General features: G+C 67.8%; 17 protein-coding genes. 13 read left to right on the top strand and 4 right to left on the bottom strand.

Going from position 1 to position 17,887, the window contains the following annotated elements; all coding sequences use genetic code 11:
• The first annotated feature begins 18 nt into the window (after window positions 1-18).
• From ACZ63E_RS26640 to ACZ63E_RS26665, 6 genes are all read left to right on the top strand, one after another.
• Complete coding sequence (locus tag ACZ63E_RS26640) at window positions 19-1,101, top strand: NAD(P)-dependent oxidoreductase (RefSeq protein WP_465338833.1); 1,083 nt, start codon at window positions 19-21, stop codon at window positions 1,099-1,101.
• Window positions 1,102-1,116: 15 nt separating this feature from the next.
• Window positions 1,117-2,190: a substrate-binding domain-containing protein gene (locus ACZ63E_RS26645; RefSeq protein WP_465338834.1), complete on the top strand. Its 1,074-nt coding sequence runs from the start codon at window positions 1,117-1,119 to the stop codon at window positions 2,188-2,190.
• Window positions 2,191-2,203: 13 nt separating this feature from the next.
• Window positions 2,204-3,028: an ATP-binding cassette domain-containing protein gene (locus ACZ63E_RS26650; protein ID WP_465338835.1), complete on the top strand. Its 825-nt coding sequence runs from the start codon at window positions 2,204-2,206 to the stop codon at window positions 3,026-3,028.
• On the top strand, window positions 3,021-4,280 hold the full coding sequence (locus tag ACZ63E_RS26655; protein ID WP_465338836.1) for a sugar ABC transporter permease: 1,260 nt from the start codon (window positions 3,021-3,023) through the stop codon (window positions 4,278-4,280). Before ACZ63E_RS26650 ends, ACZ63E_RS26655 begins: the two co-directional genes overlap by 8 nt.
• Window positions 4,281-4,327: 47 nt before the next feature.
• Window positions 4,328-4,948 carry a histidine phosphatase family protein gene (locus tag ACZ63E_RS26660; protein WP_465338837.1) on the top strand — a complete coding sequence of 207 codons (621 nt, stop codon included), beginning with the start codon at window positions 4,328-4,330 and terminating at the stop codon, window positions 4,946-4,948.
• Window positions 4,949-5,543: 595 nt separating this feature from the next.
• A complete protein-coding gene (locus ACZ63E_RS26665) occupies window positions 5,544-6,038 on the top strand; it encodes a hypothetical protein (protein ID WP_465338838.1) in 495 nt (164 codons plus the stop codon).
• Here ACZ63E_RS26665 and ACZ63E_RS26670 read toward each other — a convergent pair.
• Entirely contained in the window at window positions 6,035-6,952 is a 918-nt protein-coding gene (locus tag ACZ63E_RS26670; protein ID WP_465338839.1) for a LysR family transcriptional regulator, read from the bottom strand. The genes ACZ63E_RS26665 and ACZ63E_RS26670 overlap by 4 nt on opposite strands.
• A 362-nt stretch (window positions 6,953-7,314) precedes the next feature.
• On the opposite strand from ACZ63E_RS26670, the gene ACZ63E_RS26675 reads away from it, so the two are divergent.
• The 3 genes from ACZ63E_RS26675 (at window position 7,315) to ACZ63E_RS26685 (ending at window position 9,163) form a co-directional block, all read left to right on the top strand.
• Window positions 7,315-7,848, top strand: coding sequence for a YbhB/YbcL family Raf kinase inhibitor-like protein (locus ACZ63E_RS26675; RefSeq protein WP_465339097.1), 534 nt, complete (start codon window positions 7,315-7,317; stop codon window positions 7,846-7,848).
• Window positions 7,849-7,929: 81 nt separating this feature from the next.
• Entirely contained in the window at window positions 7,930-8,541 is a 612-nt protein-coding gene (locus ACZ63E_RS26680; protein ID WP_465338840.1) for a hypothetical protein, read from the top strand.
• Complete coding sequence (locus ACZ63E_RS26685; RefSeq protein WP_465338841.1) at window positions 8,534-9,163, top strand: alpha/beta hydrolase family protein; 630 nt, start codon at window positions 8,534-8,536, stop codon at window positions 9,161-9,163. Before ACZ63E_RS26680 ends, ACZ63E_RS26685 begins: the two co-directional genes overlap by 8 nt.
• 134 nt (window positions 9,164-9,297) lie before the next feature.
• On the opposite strand, the gene manD is transcribed toward ACZ63E_RS26685, so the two are convergent.
• Both manD and ACZ63E_RS26695 read right to left on the bottom strand, forming a co-directional pair.
• Window positions 9,298-10,539 carry a D-mannonate dehydratase ManD gene (manD, locus tag ACZ63E_RS26690; RefSeq protein WP_465338842.1) on the bottom strand — a complete coding sequence of 414 codons (1,242 nt, stop codon included), beginning with the start codon at window positions 10,537-10,539 and terminating at the stop codon, window positions 9,298-9,300.
• A 14-nt stretch (window positions 10,540-10,553) separates the two neighbouring features.
• On the bottom strand, window positions 10,554-12,500 hold the full coding sequence (locus tag ACZ63E_RS26695) for a glycoside hydrolase 5 family protein (protein WP_465338843.1): 1,947 nt from the start codon (window positions 12,498-12,500) through the stop codon (window positions 10,554-10,556).
• 139 nt (window positions 12,501-12,639) lie between these two features.
• Here ACZ63E_RS26695 and ACZ63E_RS26700 point away from each other — a divergent pair, with 139 nt between their 5' ends.
• Genes ACZ63E_RS26700 through ACZ63E_RS26715 form a run of 4 tightly spaced genes read left to right on the top strand, consistent with a single transcriptional unit; the run spans window position 12,640 to window position 16,770 of the window.
• Window positions 12,640-13,911 (top strand): ABC transporter substrate-binding protein, encoded by a 1,272-nt coding sequence (locus ACZ63E_RS26700; protein ID WP_465338844.1) that lies wholly within the window; start codon window positions 12,640-12,642, stop codon window positions 13,909-13,911.
• A 12-nt stretch (window positions 13,912-13,923) separates the two neighbouring features.
• Window positions 13,924-14,841, top strand: a complete 918-nt coding sequence (locus tag ACZ63E_RS26705) for a carbohydrate ABC transporter permease (protein ID WP_465338845.1) — start codon at window positions 13,924-13,926, stop codon at window positions 14,839-14,841.
• A 45-nt stretch (window positions 14,842-14,886) separates the two neighbouring features.
• Entirely contained in the window at window positions 14,887-15,702 is an 816-nt protein-coding gene (locus tag ACZ63E_RS26710; protein WP_465338846.1) for a carbohydrate ABC transporter permease, read from the top strand.
• 36 nt (window positions 15,703-15,738) lie between these two features.
• Window positions 15,739-16,770 carry a LacI family DNA-binding transcriptional regulator gene (locus tag ACZ63E_RS26715; RefSeq protein ID WP_465338847.1) on the top strand — a complete coding sequence of 344 codons (1,032 nt, stop codon included), beginning with the start codon at window positions 15,739-15,741 and terminating at the stop codon, window positions 16,768-16,770.
• Window positions 16,771-16,779: 9 nt separating this feature from the next.
• Here the strand turns inward: ACZ63E_RS26715 and ACZ63E_RS26720 are convergent, their stop codons facing one another.
• Complete coding sequence (locus tag ACZ63E_RS26720) at window positions 16,780-17,802, bottom strand: LacI family DNA-binding transcriptional regulator (RefSeq protein ID WP_465338848.1); 1,023 nt, start codon at window positions 17,800-17,802, stop codon at window positions 16,780-16,782.
• Window positions 17,803-17,887 lie beyond the last annotated feature (85 nt).

Consider the following 17,887-nt stretch of genomic DNA (forward strand, 5'->3'; position numbering starts at 1 on the left):
TCCGAGAAGGGCTACCTCATGGCACCGCCCGTCCCCATCCTGCTTGCCGGCGACCACTTCGTGCTCAACCGCCTGCTCGCCGACGCCCTGCACACCGAATCCGGTCCCGATGCCTGGGCCGTGCGCGAGCTCGCGCTGCCGTGGCCGCACGAACCGTTTCGTGCCATCGCCGAAGTCGACGAGGCTTCCGGATCGGAGGACGCCCTGATCGAAGCCCTGCAGGGTGTTCGTGTGTGCCTGACCCAGATGGCGCCGCTGACCAGCCGGGTCCTGGAAGCCTGCCCCGACCTGGAACTGTTCGCGGTCAGCCGTGGCGGCCCGGTGAACGCCAACCTCGGGGCCGCCACCCGGCACGGTGTCGCCGTCACCTACGCCCCCGGACGCAACGCCGTCTCCACCGCCGAGCACACCTTGGGCCTGCTCCTGGCGGCGATGCGCCGCATTCCCGACAGCCACCTCAGCGTGCTGTGCGGACAGTGGAAGAGCGACCTCTACGCCTACGACGCGACCGGGTTGCAGGTCCACGGGACCACGATCGGCCTGGTGGGGGCCGGCGCGGTCGGCGGCCACCTGGCGACCGTGCTCATCGCGATGGGTGCGCGTGTCTTCGTTCACGATCCCTACGTCGATCTCGCCGCTCTCCCGCGGGGTGTTGTGGTCGTGCCGCTGCCGGAGCTGCTCGCCCGCTCCGAGGTCGTGTCCCTGCACGCTCGGCTGACCCCGCAGACCCGCAAGCTGATCGGCGCCGCCGAACTGGCGTTGATGCGGGACGGTTCGGTTCTGGTCAACTGTGCCCGTGGCGGCCTGCTCGACTACAGCGCGCTGGCCGCCGCACTGCGCGAAGGGAAGTTGTTCGCCGCGGCCCTGGACGTCTACGACGTCGAACCCCTGCCCGCGGACCACCCCATTCGCGACGCGCCGCACGTGGTGTTCACCCCCCATCTGGCCGGAGCGACCAAAGCCGTCGCCCAGCGCGCCGCGGCCATGGTCGCCGACGAAGCGAGCCGCTGGCTGCGCGGTGCGGAGCCGGCGCACTGCGCCAATCCCGACGTCCTGCAGCACCGCCGTCAACCGGCGGCCACCCCGACCGATCACCGCTGAACGGAGCACCCCGCCATGAGCACCTCGAGCAAGCTCACCCTCGTCGCGATCACCGCCGCTCTGGCCTGCGTCTCGACCGCCTGCGCCGACACCACCGGCAGTTCCGGCGCCGCCGGTGACGCCGCCCAGGCCAAGATCGCCTTCCTGATGCCCGACATCGCCTCGACCCGCTACGAACTGTCCGACCACCCACTCTTCGAGGCCAAGGTCAAACAACTCTGCGCGGGCTGCTCGGTCGTCTACGCCAACGCCAACGCCGACGCCTCCCAGCAGCAACAACAGGCCAACTCCGCACTGGCCCAGGGCGCCAAGGTGATCGTGCTCGACCCGGTCGACTCGACGGCGGCCGCGACCATCGTCAACACCGCGCACGCCCAGGGTGCGGCGGTGATCGCCTACGACCGGCCGATCCCCACCATGCCGCCGGACTACTACATCTCCTTCGACAACGAGAAGATCGGCGCGAAGATCGCGCAGTCGCTGGTCGACCACCTCAAACAGACCGGCGCCCAGGGCGGTGTCCTCGAGGTCAACGGCTCCCCCACCGACGCTGCTGCCGGTCTGATCAAGAAGGGCATCCACAGCGCCCTCGACACCAGCGGCCTCCGCTTGCTCGCCGAGTACGACACCCCCGACTGGCAACCGGCCAAGGCGCAGGACTGGGTCAGCGGCCAGATCACCCGGTTCGGCAAGCAGATCGCCGGGGTGGTGGCGGCCAACGACGGCACCGGCGGTGGGGCGATCGCGGCGTTCAAGGCCGCGGGCGTCGTCCCGGTTCCCCCGGTCACCGGCAACGACGCCGAACTCGCCGCCGCGCAGCGGATCGTCAACGGCGACCAGTACAACACCATCTCCAAGCCGATCAAGATCGTCGCCGAAGCCGCCGCGGACGTCGCCGTCCAGTTCAGCCAGGGCAAGAAGCCCGCCGGCAAGACGACGCTGTTCAACACCCCGACCCAGCTGTTCGACCCGACCGTGGTCACCACCGGCAACCTCAAGCAGGCGCTCGTGAGCAGCAACGAACTGAAGGTCACGGCCATCTGCACCCCGGAGTACGCCGCCGCGTGCGCTCGTGCCGGCATCGCCTGACAGCGAGGAGATCATGTCCACCACCACCAGTACCGGTGCAGCGGATCGTCCCGCTCTGTCGCTGGCCGGAATCAGCAAGAACTTCGCCGCGGTGGCGGCGTTGACCGACGTCCACCTCGACGTCGCCGCCGGGCAGGTGACGGCCATCGTCGGTGACAACGGCGCCGGCAAGTCGACGCTGGTCAAGGTCCTCTCCGGGGTCCACCGCGCGGACACCGGCACCATCACCTTCGGTGGCGAGCAGGTCCGCATCACCAGCCCGGCGGACGCCCGCCGGCTGGGCATCGCGACGGTCTTCCAGGACCTGGCCCTGTGCGACAACCTCAACGTCGTCGAGAACCTGTTTCTCGGGCGGGAACTTCGCCGATCCCGGCTCGACGAGACGACCATGGAAACCCGGTCGTGGGAGCTGCTCAGGCAGCTCTCGGCGAAGATCCCCAGCGTCCGCGTCCCGGTCGCGGCCCTGTCCGGTGGGCAGAAACAGACCGTGGCGATCGCCCGGTCGCTGCTGGGCGATCCCCGGATCATCATCCTCGACGAGCCGACCGCGGCGTTGGGCGTGGCCCAAACCGCCGAGGTGCTCAACCTCATCGAGACCCTCCGCGAACGTGGCCTCGGCGTGATCATGGTCAGCCACAACATGGACGACGTCCGCGCCGTCGCCGACCACATCGCGGTCCTGCGTCTCGGCCGCAACAACGGCGTGTTCGACGCCACGACCACCTCGTCCGAACAGATCGTCGCCGCGATCACCGGCGCGACCGACAACGCGGTGACCAGGCGTACGGCACGAACCGCCGCCGCGACCAGCTCGAAGGGAGCCGGCAACGATGACTGAGGTCAGCACACCCGCCCCGGCCGGGCGCACCGACATCGACCGCGCCGACGAACGACTGCGCGACGACGCCGGCATCCGCGGGGCCCTCACCGCCTTCATCGACCGAGTGCGCTCCGGAGATCTCGGGGTACTGCCCATCATCATCGGGCTGGTGATCATCTGGACGGTTTTCCAGGCCCTCAACCCGATTTTCCTCTCCAGCGCGAACCTCGGCAATCTCGCCGTCGAATGCGTCTCGGTCGGCGTCATCGCCCTCGGCGTGGTCTGTGTCCTGCTGGTCGGCCAGATCGACCTCTCCGTGGGCTCGGTCAGCGGACTGTCCGCGGCGATCACCGCGGTCACCTTCGTCAACCAGGGCTGGCCGTCCTGGCTGGCGGTCCTGGCCGCGCTCGCGGCGGGCGCGGTGATCGGCTGGCTCTACTCGCAGCTGTTCACCCGGTTCGGCGTCCCCAGCTTCGTCGGCACCCTCGCCGGTCTGCTCGGCTTCCTCGGCCTGCAGCTGTACCTGCTCGGCAGCAAGGGCGCGATCAACCTGCCCTTCGACTCGGAACTGGTCTTCTTCGCCCAGTTGGCCTTTGTGCCGGCCTGGTTGTCCTACGTCCTGGTCGTCGTCGCCGCTGCCGCGATGTTCGTCATGGGCTTTGCACGGGCCCGGGAACGCCGGGCGGCGGGGCTGTCAGCCCGACCCGCATCTCTGCTGGCGCTGCGGAGTCTCGCGGTCCTCGTGGGTCTGGGTTTCGCGGCGTGGTACCTGAACCAGAGCCGTGGCGTCGGTTGGATGTTCGTCGCCTTCGTCGGCTTGGTGCTCGTTTTCCACTACCTGCTGACCCGCACCGGTTGGGGCCGCTCCGTCTACGCCGTGGGAGGCAACGCCGAAGCCGCCCGGCGTACCGGCATCAACGTCACCAGGATCTACACCTCGGTGTTCGTGCTCTGCTCGACCCTGGCGGCGCTCGGCGGGGTCCTCGCCGCCGCGCGCCTCGCCGCCGTGAACCAGGCCAGCGGCGCCGGCGACGTCAACCTCAACGCGATCGCCGCCGCCGTCATCGGCGGTGCGAGCCTCTTCGGCGGACGGGGGAAGGCGTCCGCCGCCTTGCTGGGCATCATCGTCATCCAGTCCATTTCCAGTGGCCTGACCCTGCTCAACCTCGATTCCTCGTTCCGTTTTATGGTCACCGGCGCCGTCCTCGCCGTCGCGGTGTCCCTCGACTCCCTGGCCCGCAAGTCCCGGGCAGCCCACGGAGCTGCCTGAGCCGCCAGTGGAGCCGTGTACAGCGAAACCAGTGGGAGGGAATGCAGGTGACAGACGTCGTGCTGGCACGCCATGGTCAGAGCGAATGGCACACGGACAACCGCTACGCCGGCCGCAGCGACATCGACTTGACCGAGACGGGCCGCTCGCAGGCCCAGCGCTTGGCCTGCTGGGCCGCGACGGCAGGTCTGTCGGCGTGTTTCAGCTCTCCGTTGCGGCGAGCACGCGAGACACTCGTTCCGGTGTGCGAGAAGACGAAGATGCCGGTACGAGTGGACGACCGCTTGCGCGAACTCGACTTCGGTGACGGCGAGGGACGTACCGCCGCCGAAATGGCACACCGGTTCGGCGAAAAGTGGACGGAGTTCACCCTGGACCCGGTGGTCAACCACCTGCCGGGTGGCGAAGACCCGGCCATGGCGATCGACCGGGCAATGGCTTTCCTCGACGACGTCTCCGGCGAATATCCCGACGGCCGGGTGCTGATCGTCAGCCATTCGACCTTGATCAGGCTACTGCTCTGCGAACTGACGGGTATTTACCTTGCCGACTACCGCCGGGTGTTCCCGGTCATGCGCAATGTCGGTTTGACCGAGATCAGGCTCACCGGGAACGCCGGCGCCCTTCTGCAGTTCAACAGCCAGCCGGTGGGCGAACCCGATCCGTAAGCACCTTGACACCGGAGAGCGACACGGTGCTCGGACCAGCCAGGCGGTACGCTCTCGCCGCAGAACGTCACCTCGCGACCCGCAAAGCGGTGCGCATCCGCTCACGATCGCGGATGACGCACCTGGCCGCGCCGAAGAGGCCGGCCGGGATGACGATCGCCAGGCCGAGATGCAGGCCGCAAGCTGCTGCGCCGACGGCACCGAGGTCTCGCGCCGAGGTCGGGCAGCGTGCCCGCGATCAGCGGCCCCAGCGCACCTCCGAGCGGATACGAAGCAGCGAAGTACAGGGCCATCGCCGTCCCATGCAGGCGTGGTTCGACCACGTCGGCCACGGCCGGGTACGCGGCCAGGAGACCGTACGCGCCGGTGATCACACGACCCGCCGGTGAACGCCGGCTGGCACGATCGGCGACGCGGCCACCGAGGGGCAGCCCGAGAAGTCCGGTGACACCGATTGTGGTACCTGTGAAAGCACCACCAACAGCCATGCTGGTGCCGAAGTACCGCTGGAACAGCGGCACGCTGAACATCGCAACCGCGTAAGCGGCGATCTGCGAGCCGATCCCCCGCGAGCACCAGCCACCACAGCGTGCGTATGCGCGACAGACTGCGGAACGGCGCTCCCACCTGTGCCGTGGTCGCCGGCGCCGCCTCGGACGCGCCGCGCGCCGGTTCGCGGATGAAAGCCAGCAAACCGGCGACCACCAGCCCGAGCACCGCGGCGAGGAAGAACGCGGCTCGCCAGTTTCCGAACTCCTCCGTGGTCGAGCCGACCGTGAAGAACGCGAGCACCAGCCCGACCGGCAGGCCCAACTGCCACAGATCGGTCGCGCGAGCCGCTCAGGCCGAACTGGTGGCGGCCAACGAGCCTGCCGGGCTCGACGAGGCCGAGGTCTACGCGATGATCGACTCACTCGGCAAGGTCAGTGCCGCACTGGCCGACGGTCAGCCGGGCCGGCTGGCTCAGCTCTACGAATCCGGGCGATCCGTGACCGGGCGTCGGGCCGGAGATTTGCATGCTTCAACAATTTCCACTCCCCTGAACACTGAAATCTACTTCGATTTCCGCCCGGCTGCTTGGCGTAGCTAGAGCAGCGGTCCGAGTCTCTCGACGATGTGCGGAGGCGTGATGATTGTGTCGTCACACACCGCCATGAGAAACGCCTCTGTGATGGGGTCAGGCCGCACCCTGGTGTAGACACTCAGTTCTCGTCTGATCGGCGGGTTCGGCCGAGCGACCACTCCGTCGAAATGCAACGGAATGATGTTGCTGGGCACCAATGCCAGGCCCAGGCCGGCTCGCGCCATGGCGAGAGCGGACGGACCCTGCTCGGTGAACACCGATACCTGGGGAGAGAACCCGGCCGCTTCACACGCGTTTGCGAGAAAGTTTGACAATCCGCTGCCACTGATGAAGTGGATCCACTCGCAGTCGCGGAGGCGGCGCAGGTCGACGTCGCGCTCGTCACCGGGAAGCGAGCAGCCGGGCGGGCCGACGATCACGAACTCTTCGGCGCCCATCACTTGCGATGGTCCGTCCCACGCATCCGGAGTGGGGCCGACGGCGAGGTCGGCTTGCCCTGCCTCCATCGCGGCGATCAGATCGTCGGTGTGCCGGAACTCGACCAGGTGGGCGCGTACCTCAGGATAGAAACGGCGCCACGTCTCGAGTGCTGCGGGAAGCACACCGATACTGATCGAGTACAGCGTGCCGATGTGCAGCTCGCCGGTCTTCAGCCCCGCGATTCTCTTCGCGGCCATGCTGACCCGCTCTGCGTGCGAAAGGCTCGCCCGCGCGTGCGGCAAAACGGTCCGTCCCGCCGGCGTCAACCGCACTTTCCGGGGAAGGCGCTCCAGCAGCGGTCCACCCAGCTCGGTCTCCAGTGCCATGATCTGATGGGACAGTCCGGATTGGCTCACGTGCAGCCGATCAGCCGCGCGGGTGAACGAACCCTCGTCCACGACAGTGACGAAGTACTCAAGCTGCCGAAGCGACACGACCATCCTTGGACGGTAGCAAATCACGACGCATGCCACCGAGAGCGACTGTCCTCACCAGACTCCACCACCCACGCCCACGGGTCATACGTCCGTCGGAGCCATGCACAAAATCTCTGAACACCAGCGAAAGTACCTGTTGGACTTCCACAGCCGCAGTGACCAGGCTTCATGCCATGGCGAAACGATCACGCTTCACTCTGTTCACGTCCACTGCACGCCGACGAGCGGTCGGTATCGGCGTGGTGGCGGCGGCTGCAGCCACCGTCCTGACGCTCGGCACGACCGGCGGCGCGTCCGCCGCACCGGCAACCGACGCCGCGCCGCAGGCAGCCACCACAGCCCAGCACGGTGGCCTGCTGTTCGGCCTGGGGCGCCCCAATCCCTATCGGTACCTGCCGCGGGTGCCCTCGTTCAGCCTTCGCAGCACCACGGTCAGGAACGGCAAGGCGCTTCCGCCCGCGCAGTTCTCCAAGCTGTTCGGCGTCCCCGGCGGGCAGGACCGGTCTCCCCAGCTGTCCTGGTCCGGCTTCCCGAAGTCGACCAAGAGCTTCGTGGTGTCGATGTACGACCCGCAGGCGCCGACGGGAAGCGGCTTCTGGCACTGGGCGGTGGCCGACATCCCGGTCGGCACGACCTCTCTGCCCGAGGCTGCCGGTGACCCGTCCGGCACATCGCTGCCTGCAGGTGCGTTCCAGCTGGCAGGGGACGCCGGGGTCAAGCAGTACGTCGGTGCGGCTCCGCCCGCGGGATCAGGCGAGCACGACTACTACATCACCGTTACGGCGCTCGACGTCCCGGTCAGCGGCGCGCCCGCGACGGCCACGCCGGCGCTCCTGGGCTTCACCATCGGTGGTCACACCGTCGCACGAGCCACCATCGTGTGCCCCACGAACGGCTGACCTCACACCACAGTGGCGGGCCGCCTGCACCTTGGCCCGCCACTGTGGACCTCGACTCCACCAGCCAGGGAAGGCTGATTCATGTCGGATATCCATGTTCTTGCGTTGCACGGCTACCACGGCAGCGCCGACGTACTCCGTCGCCAGATCACACCGCTGGCGTCACAGCTGTCCCCGTCGATCAAGTTCACCCACGTGAGTGCTCCGTCGCTGGCGGTCGGGGACTTCGGCTGGTGGCACGAGGGCTTCCGAGGATGGGAGCGCAGCCGCGACTGGGTCTTCGACCTCACCAGGAGCCGGCATTTCGACGGCGTGTTCGGGTTCAGTCAAGGTGCCGCACTGACTGGCCTGCTGGCCGCGGTCCAGGAGACTGGTTCCACCCTCGCACCGGCATTCAAGTTCGCCATCATGGTCGGCGGCTTCACCAGCAACGAACCCCGGCATCAGCCTCTTTTCGCCAAGCCGATCTCGATACCGTCGATGCACATCGCCGGCCAGACCGACGGCATCGTGCCGATGCGGGACTCGCTGCGGCTGGCCGCCCGGTTCGACCAGCCCGCCGTGATCGAACACCATGGCGGCCACGTCATTCCCGGCGACGCCGCCATCGCCCGCCAGGTTGATCGATTCGTTCTCCGCTGGGGCGCGCAGGTTGCGCACGAGACCACCGCCCACGGAGCCATCGATGGTTGAGCCGCGTCAAGAGTTCGTGCCCACCCCTGTCGGGCGGGCACGACTCGACTGGTTTCCCGCCGCCGAGCCACGGGCGACCTTGTTTCTGGGCCACGGAACCGCAACCGGAGTCGAAGCCGGCGACTTGCAAGCGTTGGCGCAACAGCTGCCCCTTTCCGGCGTCTCTGTCGTCCTCGTGACTCAACCGTATCGAGTGGAGCACGACCGTTCAGTCAGTGATGAGGCGTCCCTGGACCAAGCATGGGCGTCGATCAGGCCGATGATCGGCACGCGATCGGATCGAGTGGTCGTCGGCGGCCGTAGCGCCGGCTCGCAAGTCGCATGCCGCACAGCACAGTCTTTCGGTGCTGTCGCGGTGCTGGTGCTTGCTTACCCGATGCTCGGTCCGGGCCGAGCCGAAGAGTTGCTGAGTGTCGGCGTCCCGACGCTGGTGGTACAAGGCAGAAGTGACCCGTTCGGGCGCCCATCGGACTTCCCGCCGCTTCCCGCGCATATGCAGATCGTGGAGGTGGCCGGCACAGATCACCTGTTCCGACCGGTCGACGGCACAACTTTTGCGGCCTCACTGGAGTTGATCGTGGAAACAGTGCGCAAGTGGCTGGACACGGTGACGACGGGATAATTGGCAAGGTCATCACCGCGGAGTGAACAGCTGACTCGACGGCGACGCAGACGGCAGGTCCGGCAACCCCCTCGTCCTGCCGGACCGGCCGAGACTTTGCGCTGCGCACCCGCAGATGTCGTTTTTCGCGTGTGCTACCAGTCGTGCACAGTCCCGTCCGCGAGCCGGTTCACGGGAAGGTACGCCGGCTGGTAGGGGAATTTGCCTGCGCCGACGGTGTCGATGTCGACGCCCAGGCCGATCCGATCCGATGGGTGAAGCAGCCCGTCGGTGAAGGTGAAGCCCGTATCGAAAACATCGAGAGTGTCCGAGTCGTGGGGCATGTACTCCTGGATACCGAAGTTGTGGATGGCCAGGTCGAGGTGCAAGGCGGCGGCCATACCGACCGGTGAGATGTCAGTGGGGCCGTGCATGCCCGACCTGATGCCGTAGACAGCGGCGAAGTCGAGGATCTTCTTCATCGCGGACACGCCGCCGGCGTGAGTGCAGGCGGCTCGGACATAGTCGATGAGCCGCTCCGACAGCAGGGTGGTGTAGTCGTGGATCGAGTTGAACACTTCGCCGATCGCCAACGGTGTGGTGGTGTGCGCACGGATCTGACGCAGCGCGGTCTGATCTTCGGCCGGGGTGACGTCTTCCAGCCAGAACAGGTCGTAGGGTTCGAGGTTCTTGCCCAGCCGGGCCGCCTCGATCGGGCGCAGGCGGTGGTGCGCGTCGTGCAGTAGCGGCAGCGCTGGTCCGAACTCGTTGCGCACGGCCTCGAACACGCCGGGAACGTGCCGAAGGTAGGCGCGGGTGTCCCAGCTTTCCTCGACGGGCAACGCTTGTCCGTTCCCCGCTCGGCGGGCGGGTTCGTAGTCGTAGCGTGGACCGTCGCCGGAGATCGCTCCGGCGACGCCGTAGACGGAGCCGAGGCTCGGGATCCCTGTTTGGACTCGGATTGCGCGGAAACCGTGTTCGAGGTGGGCGCGGATCGAGTCGAACAGTTCGGGGAGGTCGCGGCCGGAGGCGTGGCCGTAGGCGAGCGCGCCGGTGCGGGATGCGCCGCCCAGTAGCTGGTACAGGGGCATGCCCGCGGCCTTGGCCTTGATGTCCCATAGCGCCATGTCGACCGCGGCGATGGCGGCCATGGTCACCGGTCCGCGGCGCCAGTAGGCACCTCGGTAGAGGTACTGCCAGGTGTCCTCGATGCAGGTGGCGTCGCGGCCGGTGAGCAGGGGCACGACGTGCTCGGACAAGTAGGTGGCGACGGCGAGCTCGCGGCCGTTGAGGGTGGCGTCGCCGACTCCGGAAATTCCCTCGTCGGTCTGAATCCGCAGGGTCACGAAATTGCGGCCCGGACTGCAGACGATGACCTCGGCGTTGCTGATCTTCATTGTTCTCCCGGGGTTCAGGACTTGAGTTCGGTGACGGCGACGCCGAAGGGTGGCAGATCGAGCGCGCCGAGCACATCGCCCTCGAGCGAGACCAGGTCGCCGCCATCCACCTGCGGTCTCACGACCCGGCCGCCGGCGTGCTGGCTGATGAACCAGACGAAGCGACGTCCGTCCTCGTGCTCCATCACCCCGCACTGCACTCGCGGATCGTCAACGGTGACCGAGGTGACGACACCGGCTTCGGCGGCAAGAGCCGCGTAGATCCGCCAGGTGTTCTCCGGGTTCACCCGGGCGGTCGTCGCAGCCATGTGTTCGAGGGGGTAGGTGCACAAGACCATCGCCCCCGAGCCGGTGCGATACCGCAGCAACGCGGGACGGCCGTGCCCGTCGACGGCGATCACGTCAGCTCCATCGGGTTCCAATGGCAGGTACGCCCGCGAGTTCGCGGTCCCGGCCGCGGTGAACCGCAGCTGCGCTCCCTCGGGGATCCCACCAAAGGCCGTGCGGAAGACGAGGCGGACTTCTTCGTCTTCGATCGGCTCGACCAGCCCGTAGTGCAACTGCTTGCGCACACCGAACAGCTCATCGAGATTCGGCCACCACGTGCCGCGCTGGTTGCCGTGTTCGCCGGTGAAGTACGAGGCGTAGACCGTGGCTCCCCGCTCGGCCGATTCCCGCAGCCGGCGCCACGTCGGCGCCAGCAGCTGTTTTGTCGACGGCAGGAGGTAGAGGCGGCAGTCCTCAGGCAGGCCGTCGGCTTCCCGGGCCAGGCCGACGGGCAGGTCGGCCTCGCGGGCGGCGATGTAGGCCTGACGCGTGTGGGCCGCGACACTGGTGGAGTCGGTCGGCTGGGTGAACGCGTACGGAGCCTCCAGGAACGACGAGACGATGAGCGCGACATCGGTGTCGGGGCGGCGCAGCCGTGGAAAGTCGACACGGGTCAGGACATCGGTGAAAGCCTGCACCTCGCGCAGCTGGGCCTTGGGCCGCCCTCGGTGATCGGTGAGCCCGAAGTGCATCTCGAACGGGTGGTGCCGATACGGATCCTGGTCGGCCAAGTCGTCGAAGTCGGTGTTGTTCCAGGGAATCCAGCCGGTCGCCCCGGCCAGTAGCGTCGAGTGCAGGACCTGACGGTAGTAGTGCGCGGCGTTCTCCTCCGACACGTAGTCGGAGGTGACTCCGAACTCTTCGAGAACGATGGGTTTGCCGCCGATGTCGAGCAGCTCGCAGACGAACGCGGCGCCGAGGTGTGAGCGCAGGAGGTCGTCTTCCATCCGGTAGACGTGCGGGCCGTGGAAGTCGATCAGCGGGGCGAGGTCGCGGACGCGGAATCCGTTGTCCGCGCCGGTCACCTCCACGCCCCACGCGCCGTCGCCCACCGAGACCGGCTGATGCCCGCCGGCGTCGCGGATCGCGGTGATGAGCGTCCGGGCCCAGGCGGTGACCGCCGCGTGGTCGAGAGTACCGACGCCGCGGTGGCGCCAGTCGGCGTAGATCGGGATCTCGTTGCTGAGCAGCCAGCCCGCCACCGCCGGGTGGTCTTTCCACCGAGCCACCAACTGCTCGACGAACCAGCGTTGCTGCTCGACGAACGACGGGTCGCCGAAGACGTCGCGACCATGGCGCCAGGCCGGGTCCCAGTTCTGAGCGGACATGTGCCCGACGACGAACGTGGGGATCGTGGTCATGCCGAGCTCGAGGTGACGGTCGAGGAAGTCGTCGAACCGTTCCAGCAGCAGCGGCTCGAGGGTGTGCTCCGCGGGCATGAAGTCGGGCCAGAAGAAGAAGCTGCGCGTGAGGCCGATGCCGTGGTCGCGCATCATTCGCAGCTCGTCGCCGACGATGGCGGCGTCGTAGTGCAGCCACATCCGAGGGCCACCGGCCCGGGACCAGTAGTTGACCCCCACCCACACGACGGGGGTCCCGTCGGCCTCGGTCAGCTTCACCGAGCTGCGCTTCATCGATCAGCCTTCCCTCGCACGTCACAGCGCGTTGAAGGTATATCGATTAACTCAACTAAGTCGAGTCCTTGAACTCGGCCTCTCCTGCTGCTATGTTCCCGACACTCGGCAGTGGTATAACGATTACCTAGGAGGCGTGATGCGCCGTCTGCACCCGTGGCGTGCCGCACTTCTCACGCTGCTGTTGGCCGCCGGCTGCGGGACCGCCCTGGACCCGATGACCGACGCGCCCGGCACCCTCGTCGTGCACTCCAAGCTGTCCGCGGGCACCTCCGGCGCCACCGACTACGCGTGGGCCGTCACGGAGTTCGAGCGCGAAAACCCCGGCACGCGAATCAAGAACCTCTACAGTTCCGACGACATCTTCAACGTCTACGAAACGGCCCGTCTGGCCGGCAAGGAAGCCGACGTCGTCCTGGTCAACCTCTACGACAAGGCCTGGGCGTGGACGGAAAACGGTGCCACCGTGCCGGTCGGGGACTATCTGCGGGACTGGGGACTGACCGGCCGGGTCACCCCGGACGCACTCCGCCAGTGGACCGACTCGCAGGGGCGGCTCCGAGGCTTTCCCTGGCAGGGGTTCACCTGGCCGGTGCTGTTCAATCGCGACCTGCTCGCCCGGGCCGGCGTCGCCGGCGTGCCCACGACGGTCGACGGGCTGCTCACCGCCGCGGCACGGCTACGTGGTCAGGGCATCACGCCGATGGCGATCGGCGGGAACGACTGGTCCGGGGAAAAGCTGCTGCTGCAAATCGCCCAGGCCTACCTCGCGCCGGCCGACGCGCAACAGGTGTACAGCGGCGGCGGGTTCTGCGCATCCCCCGCCGCCATGCGCGGCCTGGAGCTGTTCACCCGCCTGCGCGACAGCGGCCTGTTCGCCCCGGGCGCGGAAGGATTCACGGCGGACCAGATGAACGCCGACTACTTCTCCGGCCGGGCCGCGATCATGCCGGCCATCACCTCGACCATCGCCAAGGTTCCCGGCAACGTGGGTGCCCACACCACCATCAGCGGGTTCCCCTCGCCACCTGGCGGAACCTTTCCGAAACCGACCGTCTACACCGGAGCGACCTCCACCGGCATCTGGCTCACTCCGAACGGGGCCGGGAAACTCCCGCTGGCAGAGAAGTTCGTCAAGTTTCTCTACCGGCCCGACGTGGTCCAGCGGTTCATCGACAGCAGCGGCTACACGATGAACTTCCTCGGCCAGGCCCCATCGACCCAGCACCCGCTGGTCACGACATCCGACCGGATCTCAAGCGGGGACAGCGTGAACCGAGCCGTGATGCCCGACAGCCTGGTCCCCGCAGCGGTGTCCGCACCGCTGATCCGCGCCACCTCGCTCGCCTACCACCCCGGCACCGCAGCCGGCGACCTGTGCGCGGCTCTCGACACCGCCTACCATTTCTGAGAAGGACCGCCCATGTCGACGACGTTGTCGCCACCAACCGCTCGCGTCACCTCCACCCGGGTGGTAGTCCGCCGTTCCGGACGGCCGACGGTGCCGGCCATTCCCGCGCTCGCCTGGTACGGCGTGTTCATGGTCGGTCCCATCGGCGCGATCTTCGTCATCTCCGTGCTCCGGTGGCCCGGGATGCTGGCCGACATCGGGTTCGCCGGCCTGGACAACTACCGGACCGTGCTGACCGACCCGCTGTTCTGGGAGGCGGCCGGCAACAGCGCGGTCCAGCTGGCTGTCGCGATACCGGTGATGATTGCCGGAGCGTTCATGCTCGGCTACTACGTATCAACCAGACCCCGGGGACACCGAATCCTGCGCGTCGTGATCTTCACTCCAGCGCTGATCTCCGCATCGGCCAAGGCCATGATCTTCTACGGGGCTTTCTCACCCAACGGGATGATCAACCACCTGCTGGCCGGCCTCGGCCTCGGCGACCTGCAGCACGCGTGGCTGGCCGAGCCGTCGACCGCGCTGGCCTGCATCATCGCCATCGACATCTGGAGCGGCATCGGCTACACGGCGATCCTCTATGCCGCGCGGCTGACGGCGATCCCGGCCGAGGTGTACGAAGCCGCCGAGCTGGACGGCGCCGGGCACTGGCGGCGCATGTGGCGGATCACCTTTCCGATGGTGCGCGACTACGTCGGCGTCACCGTCATGCTGCAGGTGCTGTGGACGTTGTTCACTTCGGCTCAGAACGTGCTCCTGCTGACCCAGGGTGGGCCCGGCAACTCCTCGACCACCCTGTCCTATCTCGTCTACGAAAAGGCGTTCGTCCAGTCCGATCTCGGCTACAGCCAGGCCGCCGGCGTCTTGCTGTTCGCGCTCGGTCTCGCAGCCATGCTCACCATCCGCCGTCTCTTCCGGCCCGCCGACTGACCGAGAGGAGAGCCCCCTGTGCACACCCGTCGTCCGCAAGTGTCCGTGGGCCGGGCAGCCGCGCACGCCCTGGCCTGGCTCTACGCCCTGGCCCTGCTGCTTCCCCTCTACTACCTGGTGATCTCCTCGTTCAAGGACAACGACGAGATCTTCGGCCGGCCGCTCACACCATCCACTTCCCCGGTTCCCGGCAAGTACGCCGATGCCGTCACCGACGCCCGGCTCGACCTGGCAATCCTCAACTCCCTGATCGTCACCGCGCTGTCCCTCGTCCTGGTGCTCGTGCTGGCGGTCCCCGCCGCTTACGCGCTCGCTCGTTCACCCGGACGCGCGTCCCGGCTGATCGAGCGCGGCTTCTCCCTGGGTTTTCTCGTTCCGGCGTTCGCCGCGCTGCTGCCGACGTTCCTGCTCGCCGCGGCGACCGGCATGTTTCATACCCGCGCGTTCCTGGTGCTGTTCTACCCAGCGACGTCGCTGCCCCTGGCGGTGGTGCTGCTGACCCAGTTCATGCGGACCATCCCGGCCGAGGTCGAGGAGGCCGCACGGCTCGACGGCGCCGGCACTCTCACCGTCCTGCTGCGGATCGCCGTCCCGATGGTCGTGCCCGGCATCGTCACCGTGACGATCCTGAGCTTCCTGCAGTTCTGGAACGAGTACCTCTACTCCCTGGTCATCATCGGCCCGGACCAGGCACAACGTACGATCCAGGTGGCTGTGCCGACCCTGCGTTCCACCTTGGAGACCGACTTCGGGAAGTTGGCCGCTGGTACCGTGGTCACGCTGATCCCGGTGTACATCGCGTACGCCTTGCTACAGCGACGGATGGAAGGAGCGATGGTCGGTGGGGCCCTCAAGATCTGAGTTGGGTCGCCCTGGCCGAAACCGGACGGTTTTTCCATGACCGCGCGACGAGCGACGATCAGCGACGTCGCCGCGCTCGCCGGCGTTTCCGTCGCGGCCGTCTCCAAGACTGTCAACGGCAAAGGAAACATCTCCGAGGCCACCCGGGCACGCATCATGGCCGCGGCCACCAAGCTCCAGTGGTCCCCTTCCGCTGCCGCGGTCGCCCTGCGCAACGCCCGCACCCGGGCCATCGGCATGGTCGCCCGCCGCTCCCCTGACCTGCTCAGCACCGATCCGCACTTCACGGAACTGATATCGGGAATCGAAAGCGTGCTCTCCCCACGGGGATACGGGCTGCTGCTCCACATCGTGGGTGAGCAGCCGCAAGCCGAAGAGGACGCCTACCGGCAACTCGCCGAGCAGCGCCGGGTCGACGGAGTGGTCCTCACCGAAAGCCGGATCGGGGACAGCCGGTTCGACTTGCTGCGCGACCTCGGCCTCCCTGCCGTACTCGTCGGCACCCCGTGGCAGGCCGACCCCATTCCCAGCGTTCAAGCCCTCGATCAGCACGACGGCCTGAGCGACGCTGTCGGGCACCTGCTCTCGCTGGGCCACACTCGGATTGCCTACGTCTCGGGCCCGGAAGACCGCGTACACACCAGCGCACGGCGACGCTCGGTCCAAGGGGCGCTGCGCGAACATGGCATCACGCCAAGTCACCAGATCGTCTCCGACTTCACGGCCGCCGGGGCCGCCAACACCGTCGACGAGCTGCTGTCCACGGGCGTCCCGCCGACCGCCGTGTTCTTCGCCAACGACACCATGGCCGCTGCGGCGGCCGGCGAGGTCCGCCGGCGCGGCTTGGACGTGCCGGGCGACCTGTCGATCATCGGACACGATGATCTGCCCCTGGCGTCTCTGGTCTACCCCGCGTTGACCACTGTCCGTCAGGATCTGGCCGGTCTCGGTCGGGCCGCGGCGCTGTCGCTGCTGAAGGCCCTGGGTGTGGCAGCCGATGACGACGTGACGATCGAATCCCCGAAGCTGGTGATCCGTGAATCCACCGGACCAGCGCGGCAACGATGAGCCGCGGCGTCAGTTCGGCTCAGGGGCACGAGCAGTGCTCGCCCGGGGGATCAGGATCGGCGGGGGCACTTGCCGGTGTTCGGCCACCCCCGAGGACAGCACCTGATTGAGGGTTTCGATGGCCAGCACGCCGTGCTGGGTGATGTGCCGATCCAGCGCGGTGACGGCGGGCCGGACCAGCTGGCACAACGCCGAGTCGTCCCAGGACAGGATCGACAGCTGCTCGGGCACGGAGATGCCCATCTCCTGAGCCGCGGCCATCGCTGCCAAGGCCATCACGTCGTTGTCGAAGATGATCGCGGTCGCCCGGTTCCGCTCCGACAGCAACCGGCGGGCCGCTCGGGCGCCGCTGTCACCCGAATAGTCCCCGTGCACCGTCTTCGACCACTCCACCTGGTGCGCTTGCACGGCCCGCGTGAACGCCTCGTCACGACGCAGCGTGTGCGAGAACTGCTCCGGACCGGCCACGCGCGCGATCCGCCGGTGTCCCAGCGCAGCCAGGTAGCCCACGACCTCCTCCATCGGCGGCCCGTCGTCGCTCCACACACACGACAGGGCGGCCGACTGCGGATACCCCAGGGCCACCGCCGGCAGGCCGATTTCCGCCAGCAAGCTCGAACGGATGTCGTCGTCGTTCAGATCGACCACGATGACGCCATCGACCCGACGCTCCGCCCACCATCGGCGGTAGGTCTGGATTTCGGCGTCGCGGTCGTCGGTAACGGCCAGCATCAGCGCCATCGACGGGTCCGAGCGCAACGCGGCTTCGATGCCGGAGACCAGCTGCATGAAGAACGGCTCGATCCCCAACACCTGCGCCGGCCGGTCCACGATCAGCCCGATCGCACCCGTCCTCGACCTTGTCAGGGCTCGCGCCGCGGTGCTGGGGCGCCAGCCCATTCGATCCGCGATCTCGATCACCCGCTGACGTGTCGCGGCGGACACCCCCGGCTTGCCGTTGAGCGCATACGACACGGCACCCGTCGAGACGCCGGCCGCATCGGCGATGTCCGTGATGGTCAGCCGTTTCATCGTCCTCCCTCACTCAAACGCTTCACCCCACATCGAGGCTACCGGACTCCTCACCGGGACCCGCATGCCAGGAGTGAGCGGCGCC

It is taken from the genome of Amycolatopsis sp. NPDC104819, assembly GCF_055583145.1.